This is a genomic window from Planktothrix sp. PLAVEN19ND, assembly GCF_057220675.1.
In genome coordinates this window covers 5,383,727-5,406,326 of record NZ_CM170132.1, presented here as the reverse complement: position 1 = coordinate 5,406,326, position 22,600 = coordinate 5,383,727, and the positions used below count along the sequence as shown (strand labels likewise).

The window sequence follows — 22,600 nt, the reverse complement described above, 5'->3', positions numbered from 1 at the left end:
GAGGTGAATTATGGACGCTAAAGAATTGTTAGAGAAATATGCACAAGGTGAACGAGATTTTGAGGGCGTAGAACTTTGTGGAGTAGACTTACAAAATGCTGATTTAACAGGAATTAACCTTAAAGAAGCAGATTTGACAAAAGCAAACTTGACCAAAACAATACTAATTTCAGCAAATTTGAGTAACGCTTGTTTGGATTCAGCTAACTTAAGAGAAACGAATTTTAGTCAAGCAATACTGACGGAAGCTGATTTGCAAAAATCAATTATAGCTTATACTAATTTTGAATATGCGGATTTACAAGGTGCAGATTTAAGAAATATTTCTTTATCTAGTAATTTCAAGTTAACTGGAGCTAATTTTGCAGAAGCTGATCTCAGTGCTTTAAATCTGGGAGGTCAAAAATTTGTAGAGGTAAATTTTCAGAGGGCAAATTTTGTTAATACTAATCTTCAAGAAGCTGACTTATCGCATTTAGATTTAACAGGTGCAGATTTTACATTTGCCAATCTTGAATCTGCAAATCTAAGTTATGCTTGTTTGAAAAATGCTAACTTGAAGTTGGCAAATCTTAAAAAGGCTAATTTGATTAGAGCTAATGTCGAAAAAGCCAGCTTCATTGGTGCTAGACTAAATTTAGCTAATATCTATTTGGCTAACTTTGAAGATGCTGAAACCTTAGCTACTGTAATGCCTGATTCTTGTATTAATGACCCAGACAATTATCAAATTATTATCGGAGAAGAAAAACAAACTGTTATGACTCGCAAAATCATTAAAACCGAAAATGCTCCCAAACCCGTTGGCCCTTATAATCAAGCGGTAATGGTCAATAATATGATCTTTTTATCGGGACAAATTGCCATTGACCCCCGCCTTAACGATATTCTTTATCCCGATAACGTCGCCAAACAAACTGAAAGAGTCATGTCAAATTTAGAAGCAGTATTAACCGAAGCGGGCGCCACCTGGGAAAACGTAGTTAAAACCACAATATTCTTAAAAGATATGAACGATTTTACCCAAGTTAATGAAGTCTATGCCAAATATTTTAAACCTGAAACCGCACCCGCTAGGGCGACGGTTGAAGTGTCCCGTCTTCCCAAGGATGTATTAGTAGAAATTGAGTGTATCGCCGTCCTCTAAACAATTTCGTTGTTGGGCTTTAGCCCTCAATATTTGGAGATAAAGCCCAACAACGGTTTTTCATTTGGTGTTTTATTCGATATCTTCATCATCAAGTCCAGGTCTGGGAACATAAGTAATATGATTTTGATCTTTAATGGGAATAAAGAAAATAGTTAATAACCCTGGAATTACCGCCATTGCACTCAATAAAAAGTAGTTTTGATAGCCTACATTCGCTTGAATATACCCACTAAATACCCCAGGAATTAATACCCCCGCCGCCATAAATGCCGTTGTAATTGCATAATGGGAGGCTTTATATTCAGGACGGACAGTTTGCATTAAAAATACAGTATAGGCGGCTACTCCTAAACCATAGGTAAATTGTTCAAGGGAATTAACCACATAAGCCCAAATAATTTCTGGTTGAGTTTTAGCTAATAACCAATAAAATAGATTAGTAAAATTCTGTAAAATTGCCATCGGCCATATCCAAGTTCTTAACCCTTGTTTGGCGATTAAAAACCCGCCCAATAACCCACCAAATAATAGAAAAATTACCCCGACCGTCCCCGATAAAATCCCGATTTCCGCCGTCGTAATTCCTAACCCGCCTTTTGCAGCCGTATCCATTAAAAACGGAGTAGCCATTTTGAAGGTTAAAGCATCTCCTAAACGGAATAATAAGATAAAAGCGAGAGTCCAACCAATTTTATATTGAGTAAAATAGGTTTTAAATGAGTTTAAAAAATTCGCGGAATTTGAGAGATTTTCCGTTTCTGAAAAAGTTACTTTTTGAGGCTTGGGTAAATATATTTTCTGAAATCCATAGATGAATAAAAAGATTAAACTAGCGACAGAAAAAGCAATTGACCATCCCCATTGTAACGGATGAATGGAAAAATTAGACCCGAATAAATTAAGCTGAACTGGGTTATATAAAATTTCCCCCGTCGGACTTTTCCCATTACTATATTTTTCAGCAATATCTCCTGCTAAAAATACTAACCCGCCGCCTCCAGCTAAAACTGCCATCCGATAAGCGGTATTTCTAACCCCGACATAAAACGCCTGTTGGTCTAAATTTAACACTGTTAAATAAAAGCCATCAATAGCTATATCATGGGTGGCACTAATAAAAGCAATCAGGGCAAAAATTGCAATAGAAATCGAAATTGCTTGCGGAAATAGTGCGCCGAATGCTAGAATTAAAAATAGGATTGTACATAAAATTTCCATTCTTAGAATCCATCGCCGTTTGGTTGAATAAATATCAACAATCGGCCCCCATAATCCTTTCATTACCCAAGGCAAGGATAAAAAACTGGTTAATCCAATTAATTCGTTACTTGCCCCTAACCCTTTAAAAAAAACGATTGACATTGTATTAACAACGGTATAGGGAAATCCTTGGGCAAAATATAAAATTGAAATCCACCAGCCCGGATGCAGTTTTTGATCTTTATTTTTCATGCTGAATGCTTAATTTCAAGTTAAGATAATCAATGATCGTCAGAATTGTTTTATCCTACAACAATACTGAATCTCTGCCAAGGGTTCAAATTCTCCTGAATCTCAAAAATTTAGTCAACAAAAGAAAATAACAATTAAAACGGAGTCAAACCCCCATGACAAATCAATCCAAAATTTCCCCGGCTTTTGAACCTTTTTTAGCCCATAGTCTACCGAATAGCAGAAAAGATGCTATCGTTATTTATAGAGGTTTAGTTGCTCCTGAATCAATGCCTCAAGCCGGAACAGCAGCCTATTTTGATACGCTAAAAAAACAAGAACAAAGTAATCAAGCCATTTCCAATAAAATTATTAATGATTATCAAAATACAACGCGCCAATCCTTTTATGCACAACCCATTGGTCAGGGAGTGTTACCCGTTACCAAAATGGAAGTTACCCGTCAAAGTTTACCAATTTTAGCCGAACATCCCGATGTTGTGGCGATTCTTCCTAATCAAAAAATTCATTTAATTGAACCCAAAGAAATTGATTATTCCGGCTTGCAAAAACAAGAAGAACAGGATAAAATAACTTGGGGATTAAAACGCTTAGAAATTCCTAAAGTTTGGGAAACAACCCAAGGACAAAATGTTACGGTTGCGGTGTTAGACTCTGGTGTTTATGGAGACCATCCCGCATTACAAGGACGGGTAAAAGATTTTATTGTCATTGACCCGTTAGGACGTCGAATTACCGCCTCTCCTAGCTTTGATAGTGGACAACATGGAACTCATGTTTGTGGGACAATTGCCGGGGGAAAAACCGAGGAGGGTTTATCTATTGGTGTCGCCCCGCAAGCAAATTTAATTGTCGCAGGGGTATTAGTAGGAGAAGCGACTCTATTAACTTTAATTGAAGGGATATCTTGGGCTGTGGAAAAAGGGGCAAAAATTATTAATATGTCCTTGGGTTTGAGTTACTATGAACCCCTATTTCCCCAAGTATTTGATATTTTAGTCAATCAATATGGGATTTTACCCGTTGTTGCTATTGGCAACGAAAATCACGGGAATACCAGTTCTCCGGGTAATGCTTATAATGCCTTCTCTGTGGGCGCTGTGGAACAAATTGAGACGGATAATCTGGGAATTACTTTTTTTAGCAGTGGCGCCAGTTTGGTCTTCCCTGCGGACTCTCCTAACGCCTGGGTGACAAAACCCGATGTTTCCGCCCCCGGTGTTCAGGTCTATTCCTGTATTCCTCCGGTGAAAATGGATAACGGCGTTTTTCAATATACCTACATGGATGGGACGTCTATGGCCACACCCCACATCGCCGGAATTGTGGCGTTATTGATGTCAGCTTATCCCCAGGCGCCTCTGAGTAAAATTATTGATGTTTTGAAGAAAACCGCCTATCATCCAGGGGGTGAGGAGCAACGTCCCGATAACCGTTGGGGTTGGGGGATGGTGCGACCTTTGGAAGCGCTGAATGCTTTGAAGTAGGGTTTTATCACCACAAAGGCACTAAGACACGAAGGTTAGGTCATACAATTTATAATTAAGAATTAAATAGTCTTGTTTTTGAGACTAGCGAAATGTAACACAATCCGCTAGTCTTTTAATAGTGTGTGTGGTCGTCAAAATTTATTTATGAGTCCAACTATTTTGCCATTTGATTCTGCTCTTAACGGTTTTCCGGTGTTGGGTTTACCTGTGCATTTAACTAATAATTATACTAATTGGTTATTACAACGTTGGCAACAGGGGTTAGGAACTCATGTTATTACTTTGAATGCAGAAATGGCAATTCAAGGAGAAAAAGATCCTAAATTAGCAGAAATTATTCATTCAGCAGAGTTAGTAATTCCCGATGGTGCGGGGGTGGTGCTTTATTTACAATATAAGGGTAAAAAAATTCAAAGATGTCCGGGTATTGAATTAGCAGAAACCTTGATAGAAAATATTTGTAAATTAGATAATTCTGAATTAGTCTTTTTCTATGGGGGAAAACCGGGAATTGCTCAACAGGCGGCTGATAATATTCAACAAAAACTTCCAGGTCTGGGGATTTCGAGTTATCATGGTTATCTTTCTGCTTCTGAAGAAGAAGATTTAAAAATTACCCTAAAAAACTTACAACCCAAATTAATATTAGTCGGTTTGGGTGTTCCTCGTCAAGAATTTTGGATTAGTCAAAATCGTCATCTTTGTCCGAATTCTATTTGGATAGGTGTGGGAGGAAGTTTTGATATTTGGTCAGGAATTAAACAACGAGCGCCGGAATTTTTCTGTAAATATCATTTAGAATGGTTATATCGATTGTATCAAGAACCTTGGCGCTGGCGGCGGATGTTGGCGTTACCGGAGTTTGCGATTAAAGTGTTATTAAAGGGAACAGGGAATAGGGAATAGGGAATAGGGAATAGAAGGAAAGAGGGTTTGTAAACCAAACCCCTATAAGAGAATATTGCATCTATTTAGGAAAGAATAGCTCCGTTTAAGTTAGCAAATTTTAGGTCAACTCCGGTTAGATTTGCTCCTCGTAAATCTGCTTTAGTTAGGTTTGTCCCTCTCAAATTAGCGTGGGATAAATTGGCATTTTGTAGATTAGCTTGAATTAAGGTTGTCCCTCTTAAATTTGCCCCGGTCAAATTCGCTTGATAAAGATTAGCTTTGTTTAAATTAGTAAATCTCAAATCAGCTTCACTCAAATCAGCTTCACTCAAATTAGCTTGATATAAATAGGCTCCATTTAGATGAGCTTTAATCAATTTAGCATTATTAAATTCCGTGCGATAAAGATAGGTTTCAATCAATTCTGCTCTGTTTAATGTGGCTGTACTAAGATTGGCTTGACTTAAATTGGCTTGAAATAATAACGCTTCGCTGAGGTTTGCTCGGTGCAACTGAGCTAAACTTAAATCCGCTTTTGTTAGATTTGCCGAGCTTAAATCCGTGGCAATTAAATTGGCTTTACTTAAATCAGTATTTTGTAAATTAATTCCGATTAAATCAGCACCCATTAAGTTAGCTTCGCACAAGTCTGGCTGAATATTAGGATTATTTGAACGCCAAATTTGCCAACGTTGAAATCCCCATTGTAATAATGCTAAATGTTCTGAATTTGCCATATTTTTTATCGTATTTATTCGGGGTTAAAACTACCTAATAATTATCTCATTGCGAGGGTAGCAAAGCAATATCAAAGCATTGTTAAATCGTTACTATCCGTAAATCCCGTGAATCTTTGCCACAAATATTCAAAAAATTGGTTCAAGCTCGACTGCAACAGTTATAATTTCTCAATGCCCTCGCGTCTATCTCATTTAAGCCCATGAGTAACCTTACAAACCCCCCAGGCGGCGGCGATCCCCCCGATCGCTTTAGAAATGTAGGAGAACAAATTCAGTCATTCTTCGACTTTGCCGAAAACAACCCTGATCGCGCTGTTCCTTTTTTCGTCAACATCTGGGAAACTCAAGCATCCCTAACCACGCGAGCTCTAGCGCTGCAAGGCTTAGGCGTGGCTGCACAACACTATCACGTTAAGGAGGCTCTAGCAGACTGGGATGTGCTCAGAGATATCGCCAAGGAAGTCAAGGGGAAAGGGGAAGTTAGCAATGACTTGACTCGGTGGGCGGCGGCTTCTGCGTTGGAGGTGATCGGATATTCTCAGCAGAGTTTACAACATTTGGAAGGGGGCGGTTTTACTGAACCTCTTGATCGCATTCGCCGGGAAATACGTGATCGCAAGCTGGCAGAAATTAACAAAATTCAGCGCCTAAACAGCAGAGGGGAAACAACAGCAGAGTATGAAAGGCATCTTGAATTTTGGATCTACGGGCCGGCTGATGAGTTATTAAATGGTAATGAGAACTCTCGGAATTATGCGGACATAGTAGGGGATGTCATTTCCAAGTTACACGGGCGAGGGGTGTTTTTGGGATTAATTTCACCCAATAGTATTGTACAGGGGACGGCACTGCGGCAAGCTGGGTTAATTTTTAAAGAATCTGCTGAGATTGAGGATTTTATTTATGGACTTTTGGAAAAGTTTTTGCATAACTCCAACCATGAAACATCATTGAGAATTAATGCGGCGGAGATTATTAATACAGCAACGGATGTAAACAGAAGGCTGAAAACTTTAAGCCAGTTGTTGTTAGAAGAGACGGAGTTACGAAATACAGCAGTTAGGCTTTTAAATCCTTATAAACAGCAGTTAGTAAAAGTAGAAACTGATGCTTATACGGTATTGGATACACTTACCTTTGAGTATAGATTAGACAAACCTGAGCCAAAAGATCTAAAAATTACCCAGATAGAGTCAATCATTGCATCATCCGAGCGAGAGCTAGGTGTAATTCCCGCGAGATTTACTACTGCTATAGGTGCGGCTGAATCATTAGGAAGAAAGTATGGAAAATCACCATCAGTAGTGAAAAAGTTTCTACAAAGCAAGCAAAATGAATACAATGGTGATATACAAAATTGGATTCAAAAATTAAGAACTCAGATATCCGATACCTTAGCATTGCAAAACAAAATTAAATCCTCTCAGTCAATCCTCGATAAAACTTTTTATGCAATCGTAGAGACTAACCTCTCTCAAATAATCAGAAGTTTACCTGATTTAGAAGCGATAGAGAGTAATGATTCTAAAAGTTACAACCAATATCAAAAATTATTAGTTGACTTGGAATCATTAAAAACTAATCTCGTTTCTGCACTACATAGCAAATCCGGTGAGCTATATCGTAAAAGTGAAACAATGGGAGGTGACACGCAAACAACTTTGTGGTGTTTAGGGTTGCCTATTGCATTTGTATTGATATTCATGTATCCACAGGTTTTATCGCTTTTTCTTTTAGGTCTTGTTTCAGCCAGTATTGTTGCATTGATCAGTTCCTTTGAACTCAAGAACAGAGCAAAAACAATTAAACGTATTTCTGACAACTTATCTAATAACTGGAGGAGATAAATGTTTGATCGAAATTTTCCTATATGTTATCAACTTTACCCTCAACCGAGTCATCAAAAAGACAGCCAAACTGAACTCCGTAAAAACCTCCTACAAACCCAACAACAGCTAATAAGCTCAATTAGCCGCCTTGGTATTAACCTAACAATTTCCCTCCGCTACATCTATGACCCCTATCAATCCCCCAAACTCAAAACCTACCTCCTAATCAATCACCCCCACAACACCCAAACAGAAGAATATTCCGAACAAATTCTGAGCCTTCTCACCAAAGGCAAATTAAGCCAATTCTTCACCCTCACCCCTCAACCTAACCTAACCATTTTCCAAAACTTAGACTGGGTGCAAATGATTGGCGAAATTATCAAATATGAAGAATTTATCGCACCCCAAAATTACTACCTACCTCACCTTTTCGATGCCAATCAAACTAATGATATGTCAGCCGTCTGTGATGTCATCCATAACTTAGACAGCAAACTGATTTTAGAAATCACCCTGCAAACCTATCACAACCCCAATCAAAAATCATTGTGGGTAAATGCCATCAACCAAATGCTGACTCAATTAGAGAAAGTCAACACCAACACCAACGGAATTAAAGACAACATTCTCTCAGTAACATCGGCACTTTACCAAAAATATCAACAGTCATATCCTAACAGTGACCTATTCCAATATAGTATCAAAGCCTTAGCAGAAAATCGGGCCGATGCTTTTCCCGTCCTCAACGCTCTTATTGATGAAGCCATCAAAGAAACACCTAACGGGAAACGATGCCGAATCATCCAAATTAGCAAAGATAAACCCGGATTTTATGAAAGTTTGGAAGCTACAAAAAATGTAGATATTTCCACTAATATTGAATGGGAAGGCTGGCAGAAAAACGATAGTCAATTGTTAATAAAGAATGCCATCCAGCCACAAAAAAAAGGATTAGCAAAATTCGGCGGTGATTCTGGGAGTCTTCCCGATAAACCATTATTTAATCATCAAAATCAACCCCCCTTGATAGGTGGTATCAACTCAGAGCAAAATCAAAATTTACCGCAATTATATGATACTGTTTCAGATGGTTCGGCTTTAGCGAAGTTATCATCAAGTCCCGCCCCTTCTCGGATGGTTGATTTAAAGCCATTGCATCGGCTGGCTACGGCTCAAGAAATTAGCGGATTTTTCCGCATTGGTATTCAACCAGCCAATAATAAAAATTCATTTGAGGAAATAGTAAAAATGTTACCAGAGATTTTACCTATCGAGGATGTAATCAACAATTATGGTGATTTAATTAATGAAGATACATATATAGTCGGAGTTGATGAAAGTGGGGAGCCTTGTCTTTCTAATTTTGAAGATATTGCCCATCGGCTAGTCGCTGGCGTACCAAAATCTGGCAAAACTAACTTTATCAATTCGATCATATATCAGTTTTTGTATGCCAGTTACAAAATCAAAGCTGAACGAGAAATTTACATTGCTGACTTTAAGGAAGGCTTAGATTATCATCGCATCATCAGACGTTATCCAAATGTTAAACTCGTCACAGAATTTGAAGATTTTGCCTCTCTCCTGAATAGCCTTGTGCAAAAATATAAGCAACGGCTTAATGAAATGATTGCCCAAGATGTTGAAAGTTTAGCTCAATTGAGAGCTAAGTGTAATACCCAAGATCATAGAATTATATTATTTATTGATGAAGCAGCATCAATTGTCAACGCAGAAAGGTCGATTAAAGCTAACATTTATCGAGATTTAGAAACCTTAGTTTTGAAGTCTCGCGTTGCGGATATTAATATTTTCTACTGCACTCAACAACCTGCCGATACAAACGTAACTCCCAGTCAAATCTTATATAATCTTGATGAGCGCATTGTTTTTCGCGTCCAATCTAATATTAGCAGTAGACTACTCGATGATGATCGCGCCGCGAGTTTACCCGTTACTCCCAAAGGAAGGGCAATCTATCGAGGGTTAGAGGCAGAACCTAAACTAATTGCTACTCCTCACGTCCCCAAAGATATCTGGAATAAAGATAGCTTGTTTAACTAATAAATTTGTATTAAAATGACATAAAAAGTGTAGTGAGGTAAGTTATGGACGATTTACTGGGTCAAGTAGAAGACTTCCAAAAAACAATGAATCAGATGGTTGAGCTAATAGATGATGCTAAATCACAAGCAGGGCAGCTACCAGATGCCAGTATAGCTGAAGCACGATCTAAAGTTCAGCAAATTTATGAAATTTGCGATGAAGCAATTAAAACATTAAAGGTAGCCACTGGACAAGCTGAGGATATTATGAAAACTTTAGGAGGCTAATGGGAATCAATGAAGAGTGCGATGTGCTTCAGTCAATGCTGAGTCAAGTTCTTAATAGCTTGGCTGAGGTGCAAAGTCGAGCTAAATATTTACCTGATTATGGGATTTATAAGCTAAGGCGAGAGATTTCTGACATTCTGGAAATCTGCTGTGAGGAAATGAGCCGCCTCAAAAACAGTCAGAAGCAAATAGAATTAATTCAGGCGATGATAGGAGTACAATCATTTTTACCTTCAATTATTCATCCAACAATTAGCTTGGCAAACACTTCTGCTGATACTTCTATCATCACAAGTATCATCACAGATTTGAAAAAAAATCCTCTGGCTTACAAGACTTTGCCTTGGCTCAAAATGTTAGGAGATGCAGGAGAACTAGCCGTTTGGAAAGTTTTGTTAGACGTTGACAGTGAAGATAATCTTGATTGGTCAGAAGTCCAGATAAAACCTAAGCTTGAATACGATCCGGCAAAAAAACCGGCCGAACCTGATTTTTATATTACTTCCCGCCAGCTAATCTGTGATGCGAAGGCTTGGAAACCTGCTGATATAGATCAAGGTAAAAAAAGCTCTGTTGAAATAAATCCTCAGAGCCTTAAGAACGCGGCTTCTAAATATGCTAGATGTCTAAAAGATGGAGGAGAAGTTAGGCTTTATTTTCCAGAGGACACATATAATCAACAGAAACCTCTTCTGGATCGGCTGTCATTAGAAGTTCAATCTCAGTTCAGCAATGTTAAGATAAATATGTTGCCGATGCCAGGAGTCACTTACCAGGATTTAAGTCGCCAGACAGGATTTCGCTATACGTTTCTCAAGTGGCTTGGCTCATAATGCGCGATCGCCATCAAGTCCAAAAGGAGCTAAACAAATGTTTGACTATAAACTTGTAGAAAGTAAACTCCATTAGCTGGAAATCCAAATAATCGTAGGGGCGAGGCGCGCCTCGCCCCTACACCGAATTTATGTCCATTTTTTAGGGTTAATAATTTTGATCATTATTTTGTACAATTCATTTAGACTTGCTATAATCAAGCTAAATGTTCTGAATTTGCCATATTTTTTATCCTATTTATTCGGGATTAAAACTACCTCCATAAGCTCGCCCAGATACATTTTCAATAGCTTCTAAAGCCGCTTTTGAACCTACCATAATATCCCGTTCTTCTCCCCCTAAATACAGCCGTCCAAAACTCCCAACGGCCGTCACTTGCAGAATATTAATTAATGACGCTTTTTCCGCTTCATTAGCCGCTAAAGCCGCATAAGCTGCGGGTTGAACTTCCAAAATATACAAACTTTGACCCCCTAAAATTAACTGACCTCGACGGTTACGATTAATTAATTGGGCTTGGTGCGGGTCAAGATTCCGAATAATTTGACTGGACACAATTTGAGGTTTGAGGCGATCGCTTTCCCTTAACCCTAAAAAATCCAAAATAGCCCGTCCGGCGGTAATGGTATCCCCTTGACGGCTCGAATGAATTTCCAAAAGGCCATAAAGCCGCTCAATAAACAACACCCCAGGACGCACAGAAGTAGCTTTCAAAGCAATATCCGTAATCCGGTTAATTTCAATCCCAGGGGAAACTTCAATCCACAAAGAAGAATCCCCAGGTAAAGGCAAAAAACCCAGAGACACCGTACCAATATAGGCCGCGTGCTGCCGTTGAAGATTATCTAAATAGACGTAACTGCGTAATTCTATACCCATTATCAGTAATTAGGGAACAGGGAACAGGGAACACCGGAACAGGGAATGGGCAATAGGGAATGGGCAACAGTCAACCGTAAACTGTTAAGAAACTATGAGTATTGTGGCATTATTTGGGGCGATCGCAACGGGATTACTTTATAGCTAAATGGGTTTAGGAGTCTATCTCAAAAAAATGTCCCGATGATTCTATAGTCAGTCATTGAATTAAGTCAAAGGTTGAAGTAATGCTACAATCACTCTAACAGTGCGAGACGTTCCTGCCAAAGTATAAGAATAAACCCCGAAACGTAAGCAGGGAGACAGGTGTAGACAATTGGTAAATGGGTACTAAACCCAATATAAAACCAATCAAGCCTATCTTAACTTTGAAAATGTGACCTCAAAGGAAGGTCAATCTCGGAGTCAACGGTACGGATTACCGTACCTGAGAGATATAGGCAATACCCACAGAGCCAGACTGATTATCAAAACTCTGAAGCTGGGTATAACGGGAAAGCGGTCATAAGTCAATGCCTAAGCATTTTCCTAGCCAATTGCCCATGATTAACGAAAGTAAATACCCGGCTTGAACCGTCGTGATGATTAAGTAGTGAAATTGACTTGATACACTGCGTTCAAAAGAACAAGGGGAAAAGATAGAAGTTTTTTATATACTTCTATAAGAGGTAAGGGTTTTTGTTAGAACACTTACTAAGACTCCCAAAAGTACCCCGGCGGACAGGGTGAATCTAATGGCAATAATCCCATTTTCAAGGAACGTTAAAACCCCTCATATACTCCTACAGAGGTCGAATACTGTCAGGTAGCCACAAATCTAAGGCGGATGTTGTGAGGGCGAGAGATGGAGTCAGAAGCTAATGCCTAAATGTAATGTTTAGGATATGCCCATAGATTTCGGTTTGGTTGTTAGGTAAGGTTGTTATTAGCAGTATAAACGGTGAAAACGAGTATAACCAAGACTACGGAAGCATGGAATACAATCAACTGGGCGAAAGTTCAACGAGTAGTATTCAAGCTGCAAAAGCGAATTTACCAGGCATCATTATCGGGACAAAATGCTAAAGCTCGAAAACTCCAAAAACTTCTAGTTAAGTCATATTACGCCCAACTCCTATCAGTTAGAAGGGTAACTCAAGATAATCAAGGCAAGAGAACAGCCGGGGTAGATGATGTTAAATCCATCACACCCAAACAACGATTAGAACTTGTCCAAAACTTGAATAAATACCAAAAGGCGAAACCACTCCGAAGGAAATGGATACCCAAATCGAACGGAGAAAAACGTCCTCTAGGAATCCCAACTATACAAGATAGAGTAAAGCAAGCCTTGGTTAAATCTGCATTAGAACCACAATGGGAAGCCAGATTCGAGGGTGAAAGCTACGGGTTCAGACCTGGACGTTCAGCCCACGACGCAATGTCAAGAATCTTCCAAAGCATTAACAAGAAAGATTACTTCATCCTTGATGCTGACATCTCCAAATGTTTTGACCAAATTAACCATGATTACCTACTGTCCAAAATGGATTGTCCATCAACAATAAAAGCCCAAATCAGACAATGGTTAAAAACCGGAATTATGGACAACGGCACATTTGAAGCAACAGAGGCAGGCACACCACAAGGAGGTGTCATCAGTCCCTTACTTGCTAACATCGCACTGGATGGTATGATTGAGCTAATTAAACATAAATTCCCTAAAAAGAGAAACTCAGTCCAAGCTCAAGTCATCAGATATGCCGATGATTTCGTTGTAATAAGTCCACAACTAGAAATTATTCAACAGTGTCAAGTTGCCATCGAAGAATGGTTAAAACCCATCGGGTTAGAACTGAAACCAGCCAAAACCCGTATATGCCACACACTAAGAGAAATCGAAGTAAACGGCGAAAAGGTAAAACCGGGATTCGACTTTCTAGGTTGGAACTTCCGACAATATCCCGTTGGTAAACACCACTCAGGGAAAACAGGAAGTAGCAACTCAAAAATATTAGGGTTCAAAACCATAATTAAACCTAGTAAAAAGGCAATTAAAGCTCACGCGGATAAGGTAAAGGAAGTGATTAAGACCCACAAAACAGCACCCCAATACGCATTAATCAAACGCCTAAATCCGGTCATAAGAGGATGGTGTAATTACCATTCCAAAGTTGTTTCCAAAGAAACATTTTCCTCATCAGACCATATTACATGGCAAAGATTAAGAGCATGGACAGTTAGCAGATGTGGTAAAGCAGGTTACAAGAAACTTGGTAAATACTACAAAAGAAACGGTAATAGAGCATGGAGCTTTGAAACCAAAGATGGTTACAAACTACTTACCCATGCAGAAACACCTATTACCCGCCATGTGACTGTAAGACCTGAAGCATCACCCTATGACGGAAACTGGACGTATTGGAGTACAAGAAAAGGCACATCCTTCGATGTACCCAACAAAGTAGCGTTTCTGCTTAAAAAACAGAAAGGAAAGTGTACCTTCTGTGGGCAATATTTCACCCCAGAAGACATTGCAGAAATCGACCATATCATCCCTACATCGAAAGGTGGAAAGAATGACTATAAAAACCTGCAATTGTTACACCGCCATTGTCACGATACTAAAACGGCAACAGATGGGTCTTATGACTCAAAAGAAACCGGATGCTCTGAAGAAAACAGTCAACTAGATTAGGAGCCGTGTGCAGTGAAAGTCGCAAGCACGGTTTTGTATGGGAGTTGGGGGCTGTAAAGCCTCCTTCGACCCCTACTGGTCAGGGTAACAAACCTGTCTAAACACCCCAATAACCGAACAAAACGCTATACTTTCACCCATCACATCCCCTTGTGTTTAGACCGGGACGCTCAATTTCATGAATTCAGAAGAAACTCAAATCCGAGATCAAAACCCACCCCTAAGCGGGGCTAAATCTTCATCAACGCCACCCTTTAATCCCTCCGTTGGAGAAACCGCAGAGAACTCGATTAATATGAACCCTTTACCCATTGCTGACCCTTGGGAGTCCAACGAACTCCACAATCCTGAACCGGGAGCAAATTCTGCCACCTCACCGAGCTTGTCCGAACGTCTGATGTCCGAACCCATAGAAGAAGTCACCACCCAGTTAGAGCAACGGGTGAAACGATTACAGATTCAGGAACAGGAACTACAAAAAAGAATTGCCGGGTTACAGGAGACCAACGAACGCATCACCACCGAACAACTGGTATTAACCCAGTCCATGGGAAAATTGATCTCCTCCGCCTTAGATCAGTTAGAACAACGCAAACAAACCTTACAAATCGAAATCGAAAAACTCGAACGTCGCCGCGATCGCATCCAAAAAGAAATGCGCACCTCCTTCGCGGGAGTCTCCCAAGAACTCGCCATCCGAGTCCAGGGATTTAAGGATTATTTAGTCGGAAGTTTACAGGATTTAGTCGCCACCACCGAACAATTGGAACTGATACCGGAAAACACCCCCGAGCCGCCCATTCCCGCCCAACCCCGAGAAGTGACGAAGGTGGTTATCCCCGTAGAAAATCCTCAAAACACCGCCGCGCCACAATTTTCAGAACAGGGCTTCACCGAACAAACCCAGAAAATTCGCCAACTTCTCGATCAATATCGCAGCGCCCCCGACTATTATGGCCCGCCTTGGCAACTGCGTCGCACCTTTGAACCGATTCACGCCAAACGGGTTTCCAATTGGTTTTTTAACCAAGGTGGACGGGGTGCATTGCGCACCATGGGCAGTCGTTTACAGAATATATTAGTGGCTTCTGCTACTATTTCTATATTGAGAAATATCTATGGAAACCGCCTAAGAACCCTGGTTTTAGCCAATAGTCCCGAACGATTGGGAGAATGGCGCCGCGGTCTACAAGATTGTTTAGGGATTGACCGTCGAGATTTCGGCCCGGAACAGGGAATTGTTTTATTTGAAGAAGCGGAAGTTCTCTCTCAAAAAGCCGATCGTTTGGTGAAAGAGGGACGTTTACCCTTCATTATTATTGATGATATGGAAGATAGAATCAGTCTATCTTTACTGCAATTTCCCCTGTGGTTGGCTCTGGCCCCCGACCCCCAAACCCAACAAGCACCTACGGAACGATTTTAACAACTTCAGCACTTTTTAACGGTCTTTTCAACATGATTGAATGGTTATTAATTAATACCGGATTATTAGTAACGGCCTATTTCTTAGGTTCCATCCCCACGGGATACGCCATCGGACGTTGGTTCTATGGCGTTGATATGCTGGCTGAGGGTTCCGGTTCCACCGGAGCTACAAATATCCTGAGAACCTTGGGAAAATTCCCAGCCTTACTGGTTTTATTGATTGATATTTTAAAGGGAACCTTAGCGGTTCTTCTGGTTTTTTGGACTTATTCCCTCTCTTTTACCTCCGAACTGGCTACAAATGCCGGAATCCAATCTCCTGATCTGTTGCAATATTGGATAGCGATTCTAGCCGGATTAATTGTAATTATTGGTCATACAAAATCTATTTGGATCGGGTGGAAAGGAGGAAAATCCGTGGCGTCTAGTCTGGGAATTTTATTTGCCTTAGATTGGAAATTAGCCTTAGCAACCCTAGGAATTTTTGCCCTGGTTTTAGCAATTTCTCGGATTGTTTCCTTAAGTTCAATTTTCGGGGCGATGGGAATTGCCATTTTAATGATTATAACTGGGGAACCTCTGGCCTATCAAATTTTTGCGATCGCCGGGGGAATTTACGTCATCTGGCGACACCGCAGTAATATTGATCGGATTTTCAAAGGAACAGAAACCCAAACTAGGCGAGAAATTAACTACCCAAATCCAATAATAATTCGTTAAAATCAAGGCAATCACCCTTTAAAAACCGCTAATTAATGGGATTAGGTGCGAATCGTTGATTTTGATATCAGGGACAATCACTATGGCATCTCTATCTCGTCGTCTATTGGGATTTAAGAAAAAAGCACCTAAACTATCCCTGCGGGTGGTTTTTGTGGTTCCTTTTTTAATCCAAATTTTTGCATCCGTCGGACTAACGGGATGGTTGTCTTTTAGAAATGGTTCGATCGCCGTTAATGATTTAGCAACTCAATTAAGAATTGAATTAAGCAACCGCATCCAACAGGAACTTAATACCTATTTAGAAACCCCCCATATCATCAATCAAATTAATGTTGATACCCTGAGAATGGGATTAATTAGTGTAGATAATGTTCCCCAGATGGAAAAGTATCTGTGGAGTCAGTTAAAACAATTTAAAACCGCTAGTTATATTGGGATTGGATTACAAAATAGTTATTATGTGGGAGCTAATCGCAATGATGATGGCACGATAGAATTTGATATTGTTGATAAAAGCACTGCCGGAAAGTTTCATAAATGGTTAACCAATAATCAAGGAGATCGCCAGGAATTATTAAGTGTTAGAGATAATTACGATCCTAGAGTTCGTCCTTGGTATGAAGCGGGAGTGAAAGCTGGAAAACCCGTTTGGAGTGAAATTTATGCTTATTTTGGTTCTAAAGTTTTAGTGATTTCCGCCAACCAACCTATTTATAATCGCAATAAAAAACTATTAGGCGTAGCAAGTACCGATTTAACCTTAGAACGCATTAGTCAATTTCTAAACCGTTTAAAAATTGGCAAAACCGGACAAACCTTTGTCCTGGAAAGAAATGGATATTTAGTCGCCACCTCAACCCTAGAAGAAACCTTTATTGTTCATAAAAAAGAAAAGGAAACCGAACGGATTAAAGGGATTAAAAGTAGTGATGTTTTAACTCAAGCTACCTCTAGTTATTTACTGAAATATTTTGGTAGTTTAGATCAGATTAAAACCTCAACTCAACTGACCTTTGAGATTAATGGAAAACAACAATATTTACAAGTCACTCCCCTATCTGATCGACGAGGAATTAATTGGTTGATTGTGGTGGTTGTACCGGAATCGGATTTCATGGCGGAAATTCATGCTAATACTCGGACGACTATTTTATTATGTATTGTGGCGTTATTAGTAGCTACTTTATGCGGCATTTTTACCGCCCGTTGGATTAGTACCCCAATTTTACGCCTGAGTGAAGCCAGTCAAGCGATCGCCAGTGGAGAATTAGAACAAACAATTCCCGTTGAACCGATTAAAGAATTGGGGATTTTAGCTCATTCTTTTAATACTATGACCCAACAGTTAAAAGCCTCTTTTAATGAATTGGAAAAAACCAATGCCGAATTAGAGCAGCGAGTCGAAGAACGCACCGCCGATTTAAGATTAGAAAAAGAAAGATCGGAACAATTATTATTAAATATTTTACCCGAAGTCATCGCCAACCAACTCAAACATAATACAAAAGCCATCGCTTCTGCGATTGAAGAAGTCACCATTTTATTCGCCGATGTGGTGGGATTTACTCCCCTATCTTCCCAAATTCCGCCGATAGAATTAGTCAGTGTTCTGAATGAAATGTTTTCGATTTTTGATCATTTAGCTGAAAAAAATGGCTTAGAAAAAATTAAAACTATTGGTGATGCTTATATGGTAGTTGGAGGTTTGCCTTTACCCAAAGCCAATCATGCCGAAGCGATCGCCGATATGGCATTAGGAATGCAAGCCGCCATGGCGGAATTTAAAGTCCCTTTAGAAAGATTTAATATAGACTCTCAATTTCAAATTAGAATTGGGATTAATACCGGATCTGTAGTAGCTGGAGTCATTGGAATTAAAAAGTTTATTTATGATTTATGGGGGGATGCAGTTAATATTGCTTCCCGAATGGAATCTTCCGGTGACCCCGGACGAATTCAAGTTACAGAAGCCACTTATCACAGAATTAAAGATCAATATAACTTTGAAAAACGGGGCATAATTTCTATTAAAGGGAAAGGAGAAATGACCACCTATTGGTTGATCGGTAAAAAATAAATTTACCCTTTGTAATCAGAAGGTTTAAGAGAAAGTTAAACTAGGATTAATCAAGCGGAACACAACTAAAACTAAATTATTAAATTTATCTTAAAAATCTGGGTTAAGTTGCCGATCAAGAATTACGATCCGTGGTCAGGAAATGATCGCTTTAAGTTGACACTCCAGCCCCAAAGTTAGGATAAAAATATGAGAACATGGAATGATTACTTGAAAATTGGCATCCCCTTACTCGACTGTCAACATGAACAGTTATTAGATCAAATGGATCAGTTATTAGCTGCCATTGACAATCACAAAGGCGATCAAGAACTTCGAGCGATTATGGGATTTCTAAAAATGTATACGAATAATCACTTTAATTATGAAGAATCCTGCATGAATAGCCATAAATGTCCCGTTGCTTGCGATAACAAGAAAGCCCATACTAATTTTTTAACAACCTTGCAAGATATTAATAGTAAAATCGACCAAAAGCAACCTTTAAATTTAATTCGGACTCAAGTTAAGCAGGAGTTAGTAGATTGGTTTGTCAACCATATTAAAAATATTGATACTCAGCTTAAATCCCATATTCCTACAAAATAAAATGATTCAGCAAGTCGAGAATTTGATCAACAGTTATTATTCGTGCAACGAGCTTTTATTTATCTTCCCTACGGCATCTATGTTTGATTATGCGATCGCCCACCTTAACATTATTCAACAATTCGGACGCTTTCCCCATCGCAACGCTATTTTAAGTCGTCCCAGCACCGCCGCAGAACTAGCATTCCTCACCCAACCCGGTTCCTCATTTTAAGGAGTGTTGACCGTTGACTGTTAACTGTTAGCGAGGGAGGACACTCCCCCTGCCGCTTCATCTTCTCTCCCTGCTCCCCCTACCTCGTCCGGTGCTACCATGACATTTATAGTAAATGCAGGCATTTAACAAATATGCACCTAAGTGAAATTACTCATCCCAATCAACTCCATGGTTTGTCGATCCATCAACTCGAACAAATTGCCCGCCAGATCCGCGAGAAACACCTAGAAACCGTTGCCGCCACCGGAGGGCATTTAGGGCCAGGTTTAGGGGTTGTGGAACTAACATTGGGTTTATATCAAACCCTGGACTTAGATCGAGATAAAGTGATTTGGGATGTGGGACATCAAGCCTATCCCCATAAATTAATCACTGGACGTTATCAAAATTTCCATACTTTAAGGCAAAAAGACGGCGTTGCAGGCTATTTAAAACGCTGTGAAAACAAATTTGATCATTTTGGAGCCGGACACGCTTCTACCAGTATTTCTGCGGGCTTAGGAATGGCGATCGCCCGAGATATGAAAGGGGAACACTTCAAAGTTGTTGCCATTATTGGGGATGGTGCTTTAACCGGAGGCATGGCCTTAGAAGCTATTAACCACGCCGGACATTTACCTAATACTAATTTAATGGTAGTTCTTAATGATAACGAGATGTCAATTTCTCCTAATGTGGGGGCAATTTCTCGTTATTTGAATAAAATGCGCCTCAGTGATCCGGTTCAATTTCTGACGGATAATTTAGAAGAACAATTTAAACATTTACCCTTTGTGGGAGAAGCTTTTACCCCCGAAATGGAACGGATGAAAGAAGGCATGAAACGCCTTGCTGTTCCTAAAGTGGGGGCGGTGTTTGAAGAATTAGGTTTTACTTATGTTGGGCCCGTAGATGGTCATGATTTACCAGAATTAATTAAGACCTTTCAGCAAGCCCATAAAATACCAGGGCCAGTGTTAGTTCACGTCGCCACGGTGAAGGGAAAAGGCTATGCGATCGCCGAAAAAGATCAAGTTGGTTATCATGCTCAAAACCCCTTTAATTTAGCTACAGGAAAAGCTGTTCCGGCGAGTAAACCCAAACCCCCCAGTTATTCTAAAGTCTTTGGGGAAACCCTAGTCAAATTAGGTGAAAATGACCCTCGAATTGTGGGAATTACCGCAGCCATGGCAACGGGAACTGGGTTAGATATTCTCCAGAAAAAACTGCCGAAACAATATATTGACGTAGGTATTGCTGAACAACACGCTGTAACTATGGCTGCTGGGTTAGCCACCGAAGGAATGCGTCCGGTTGTAGCGATTTATTCCACCTTTCTACAACGGGCTTATGATCAAATTATTCATGATGTTTGTATTCAAGAACTCCCGGTTTTCTTCTGTTTAGATCGGGCGGGAATTGTTGGGGTAGACGGCCCCACTCATCAGGGAATGTATGATATTTCCTATCTGCGATGTTTGCCCAATTTAGTGATTATGGCGCCTAAAGATGAAGCCGAATTACAACGAATGTTAGTCACCGGAATTGAGCATACAAACGGCCCCATTGCTATGCGTTATCCTCGCGGATCGGGTTTAGGTGTTCCTCTCATGGAAGAAGGTTGGGAACCCTTACCCATCGGCAAAGGAGAGATTTTAAGGCATGGGGATGATCTGCTATTAATGGGTTATGGCAGTATGGTGAATATGTCGATGCAAGTAGCAGAAATTCTCAGTGAACATGGCATTGAAGCAACTGTCATTAATCCCCGTTTTGTTAAACCTTTGGATGTGGAATTAATTGCACCTTTAGCCAAACAAATTGGTAAAGTTGTGACGATCGAAGAAGGTTGTTTAATGGGTGGTTTTGGTTCCGCCGTAGCCGAAGCATTATTAGACAATGATGTGGTAGTTCCGGTAAAGCGTTTTGGGGTTCCCGATATTTTAGTCGATCATGCCGAACCTAATGAATCTTTTGCTGATTTAGGGTTAACAAGTTCTCAGATTTCCGAACAAATTCGGGAAGCCTTTTTTATCCAGAAAAAACAACCTTCTAAAGTTAGTTGATTTGATCAAAAATCACTAATTTTGAGATAAAAACTCAGTTTTCTAGTAAAAATTGAATTGCGAAAATCACTATTTTTACTGGAAACTGGGTTTCAAATATAGCAGTTATACAAAAATCAATCTCAATTTAATCACAAAGATACAAAGAGTTGGTAAACACGCTCTATATATAGGAAAAAATCATGACACAAGCTAACTTTTTACAACCGCTTGCCGTCAATATTTCACCCGCATTAATACTATCAATCACCCATAAAGATGGGATTTACTAACACAGGAGGAACGGGAAATATTCGCCCCGATTTGCCCAGATTTTGTATTAGAATTACGTTCAAAAAATGACTCAATAGAGAAATTACAAGCTAAAATGATAGAATATATAGAAAATGGGGCTAGTTTGGGTTGGTTAATTGATCGCAAAAATAAAACCGTAGAAATTTATCGACAAAATCAGGATGTAGAATTACTAAATCATCCATTAAGCTTATCAGGAGAAGATATTTTACCAGGGTTTATGTTAGATTTAACTGAAGTTTGGAAGTAACAAAAATAGTGAGTTAGGAAAGCTGAAATGGTTGTTACCTTGCAATTAAACCAAATCGATATTCAACCCGGACAACACCTAATCTTGCGTCAGGTGAGTTGGAAAGAATTTGAAGCCATTTTAGAAGAAATGGGAGAACATCGGGCTTCACGGGTCGTTTACTATCAAGGAGTGTTAGAAATTCGGATGCCATTACCAGAACACGAAAAAGCCAAAATCATGATTGGCGAATTTGTTAAAATCTTGTTAGATGAGTTAGAAATAGATTGGGAACCCTACGGATCAACAACTTTTAAACGCCCTGAAATGGCTGTTGGTTTAGAACCAGATGATTGTTTTTACATTCAAAATTCTCGTCTGATGATCGGAAAGCAAAGAGTTAATTTATCCATTGATCCGCCTCCTGATTTAGCCATTGAAGTCGATGTTACGTCAAAAACTCAACTCGATGCTTATGTAGCATTAGGCGTACCGGAACTGTGGATTTATACAGAAGGAAAACTACAAATTTTTGTTCTACAACAAGGAGAATATTTGTTAACAGAAACTAGCCAAATCTTTGGGAATTTGCCAGTTATAGACAGAATTTTACAGTTTTTACAGGAAAGTGAAATAATAGGTGCTAGTTCAGCAAGACGAGGATTTCGGCAGTGGGTGCGATCGCAATTTAATTCCTAATTTGTTCATTTTTTGATTAGGACTA

The 22,600-nt window shown here is 39.6% G+C and carries 18 protein-coding genes and 1 pseudogene; 16 read left to right on the top strand and 3 right to left on the bottom strand.

Annotation, left to right across the window (positions count from 1 at the left end; translation table 11 throughout):
* Positions 1-10 precede the first annotated feature (10 nt).
* Positions 11-1,147, top strand: a complete 1,137-nt coding sequence (locus AC2D3N_RS23280; protein ID WP_484692306.1) for a Rid family detoxifying hydrolase — start codon at positions 11-13, stop codon at positions 1,145-1,147.
* Positions 1,148-1,219: 72 nt separating this feature from the next.
* Here AC2D3N_RS23280 and AC2D3N_RS23275 read toward each other — a convergent pair whose 3' ends face one another.
* On the bottom strand, positions 1,220-2,602 hold the full coding sequence (locus AC2D3N_RS23275; RefSeq protein ID WP_484692305.1) for an MFS transporter: 1,383 nt from the start codon (positions 2,600-2,602) through the stop codon (positions 1,220-1,222).
* A gap of 155 nt (positions 2,603-2,757) precedes the next feature.
* Between AC2D3N_RS23275 and AC2D3N_RS23270 the strand changes: the two genes are divergently transcribed.
* Together AC2D3N_RS23270 and AC2D3N_RS23265 are read left to right on the top strand one after the other, a co-directional pair.
* A complete protein-coding gene (locus tag AC2D3N_RS23270) occupies positions 2,758-4,089 on the top strand; it encodes a S8 family serine peptidase (RefSeq protein WP_484692304.1) in 1,332 nt (443 codons plus the stop codon).
* A 147-nt stretch (positions 4,090-4,236) separates the two neighbouring features.
* Positions 4,237-4,998, top strand: coding sequence for a WecB/TagA/CpsF family glycosyltransferase (locus AC2D3N_RS23265; protein ID WP_484692303.1), 762 nt, complete (start codon positions 4,237-4,239; stop codon positions 4,996-4,998).
* A 65-nt stretch (positions 4,999-5,063) separates the two neighbouring features.
* On the opposite strand, the gene AC2D3N_RS23260 is transcribed toward AC2D3N_RS23265, so the two are convergent.
* Complete coding sequence (locus AC2D3N_RS23260) at positions 5,064-5,717, bottom strand: pentapeptide repeat-containing protein (RefSeq protein ID WP_484692302.1); 654 nt, start codon at positions 5,715-5,717, stop codon at positions 5,064-5,066.
* A 203-nt stretch (positions 5,718-5,920) separates the two neighbouring features.
* Between AC2D3N_RS23260 and AC2D3N_RS23255 the strand changes: the two genes are divergently transcribed.
* From AC2D3N_RS23255 to AC2D3N_RS23240, 4 genes are read left to right on the top strand one after another with little or no spacing between them, the layout of a single operon-like run.
* Positions 5,921-7,567, top strand: coding sequence for a hypothetical protein (locus AC2D3N_RS23255; protein ID WP_484692301.1), 1,647 nt, complete (start codon positions 5,921-5,923; stop codon positions 7,565-7,567).
* A complete protein-coding gene (locus AC2D3N_RS23250; RefSeq protein WP_484692300.1) occupies positions 7,568-9,616 on the top strand; it encodes an FtsK/SpoIIIE domain-containing protein in 2,049 nt (682 codons plus the stop codon).
* Between the two features lie 44 nt (positions 9,617-9,660).
* A complete protein-coding gene (locus tag AC2D3N_RS23245) occupies positions 9,661-9,885 on the top strand; it encodes a hypothetical protein (RefSeq protein ID WP_227381064.1) in 225 nt (74 codons plus the stop codon).
* The gene (locus AC2D3N_RS23240; RefSeq protein WP_484692299.1) at positions 9,885-10,718 is read left to right on the top strand and encodes a hypothetical protein; all 834 of its coding nucleotides are present in this window, start codon (positions 9,885-9,887) and stop codon (positions 10,716-10,718) included. Before AC2D3N_RS23245 ends, AC2D3N_RS23240 begins: the two co-directional genes overlap by 1 nt.
* Before the next feature lie 238 nt (positions 10,719-10,956).
* On the opposite strand, the gene ccmP is transcribed toward AC2D3N_RS23240, so the two are convergent.
* Entirely contained in the window at positions 10,957-11,598 is a 642-nt protein-coding gene (gene ccmP / locus AC2D3N_RS23235; RefSeq protein ID WP_079677997.1) for a beta-carboxysome protein CcmP, read from the bottom strand.
* Positions 11,599-12,538: 940 nt separating this feature from the next.
* On the opposite strand from ccmP, the gene ltrA reads away from it, so the two are divergent.
* The 9 genes and pseudogenes from ltrA (at position 12,539) to AC2D3N_RS23190 (ending at position 22,575) form a co-directional block, all read left to right on the top strand.
* Positions 12,539-14,275 (top strand): group II intron reverse transcriptase/maturase, encoded by a 1,737-nt coding sequence (ltrA, locus tag AC2D3N_RS23230; protein ID WP_079677998.1) that lies wholly within the window; start codon positions 12,539-12,541, stop codon positions 14,273-14,275.
* A 178-nt stretch (positions 14,276-14,453) separates the two neighbouring features.
* Complete coding sequence (locus AC2D3N_RS23225) at positions 14,454-15,701, top strand: DUF3086 domain-containing protein (RefSeq protein ID WP_484692298.1); 1,248 nt, start codon at positions 14,454-14,456, stop codon at positions 15,699-15,701.
* A 32-nt stretch (positions 15,702-15,733) separates the two neighbouring features.
* Entirely contained in the window at positions 15,734-16,423 is a 690-nt protein-coding gene (plsY, locus tag AC2D3N_RS23220) for a glycerol-3-phosphate 1-O-acyltransferase PlsY (protein WP_484692297.1), read from the top strand.
* 82 nt (positions 16,424-16,505) lie between these two features.
* Positions 16,506-18,503 (top strand): adenylate/guanylate cyclase domain-containing protein, encoded by a 1,998-nt coding sequence (locus AC2D3N_RS23215; protein WP_484692296.1) that lies wholly within the window; start codon positions 16,506-16,508, stop codon positions 18,501-18,503.
* Between the two features lie 189 nt (positions 18,504-18,692).
* The gene (locus AC2D3N_RS23210) at positions 18,693-19,091 is read left to right on the top strand and encodes a bacteriohemerythrin (protein WP_079678002.1); all 399 of its coding nucleotides are present in this window, start codon (positions 18,693-18,695) and stop codon (positions 19,089-19,091) included.
* A 1-nt stretch (position 19,092) separates the two neighbouring features.
* The gene (locus AC2D3N_RS23205) at positions 19,093-19,305 is read left to right on the top strand and encodes a DUF924 family protein (protein ID WP_079678003.1); all 213 of its coding nucleotides are present in this window, start codon (positions 19,093-19,095) and stop codon (positions 19,303-19,305) included.
* A 134-nt stretch (positions 19,306-19,439) separates the two neighbouring features.
* Positions 19,440-21,353, top strand: coding sequence for a 1-deoxy-D-xylulose-5-phosphate synthase (dxs, locus tag AC2D3N_RS23200; RefSeq protein WP_484692295.1), 1,914 nt, complete (start codon positions 19,440-19,442; stop codon positions 21,351-21,353).
* Positions 21,354-21,609: 256 nt separating this feature from the next.
* Positions 21,610-21,897: pseudogene (locus tag AC2D3N_RS23195) on the top strand (Uma2 family endonuclease); the annotation flags it as partial.
* Between the two features lie 27 nt (positions 21,898-21,924).
* Complete coding sequence (locus AC2D3N_RS23190; protein WP_484692294.1) at positions 21,925-22,575, top strand: Uma2 family endonuclease; 651 nt, start codon at positions 21,925-21,927, stop codon at positions 22,573-22,575.
* Positions 22,576-22,600: the final 25 nt, after the last annotated feature.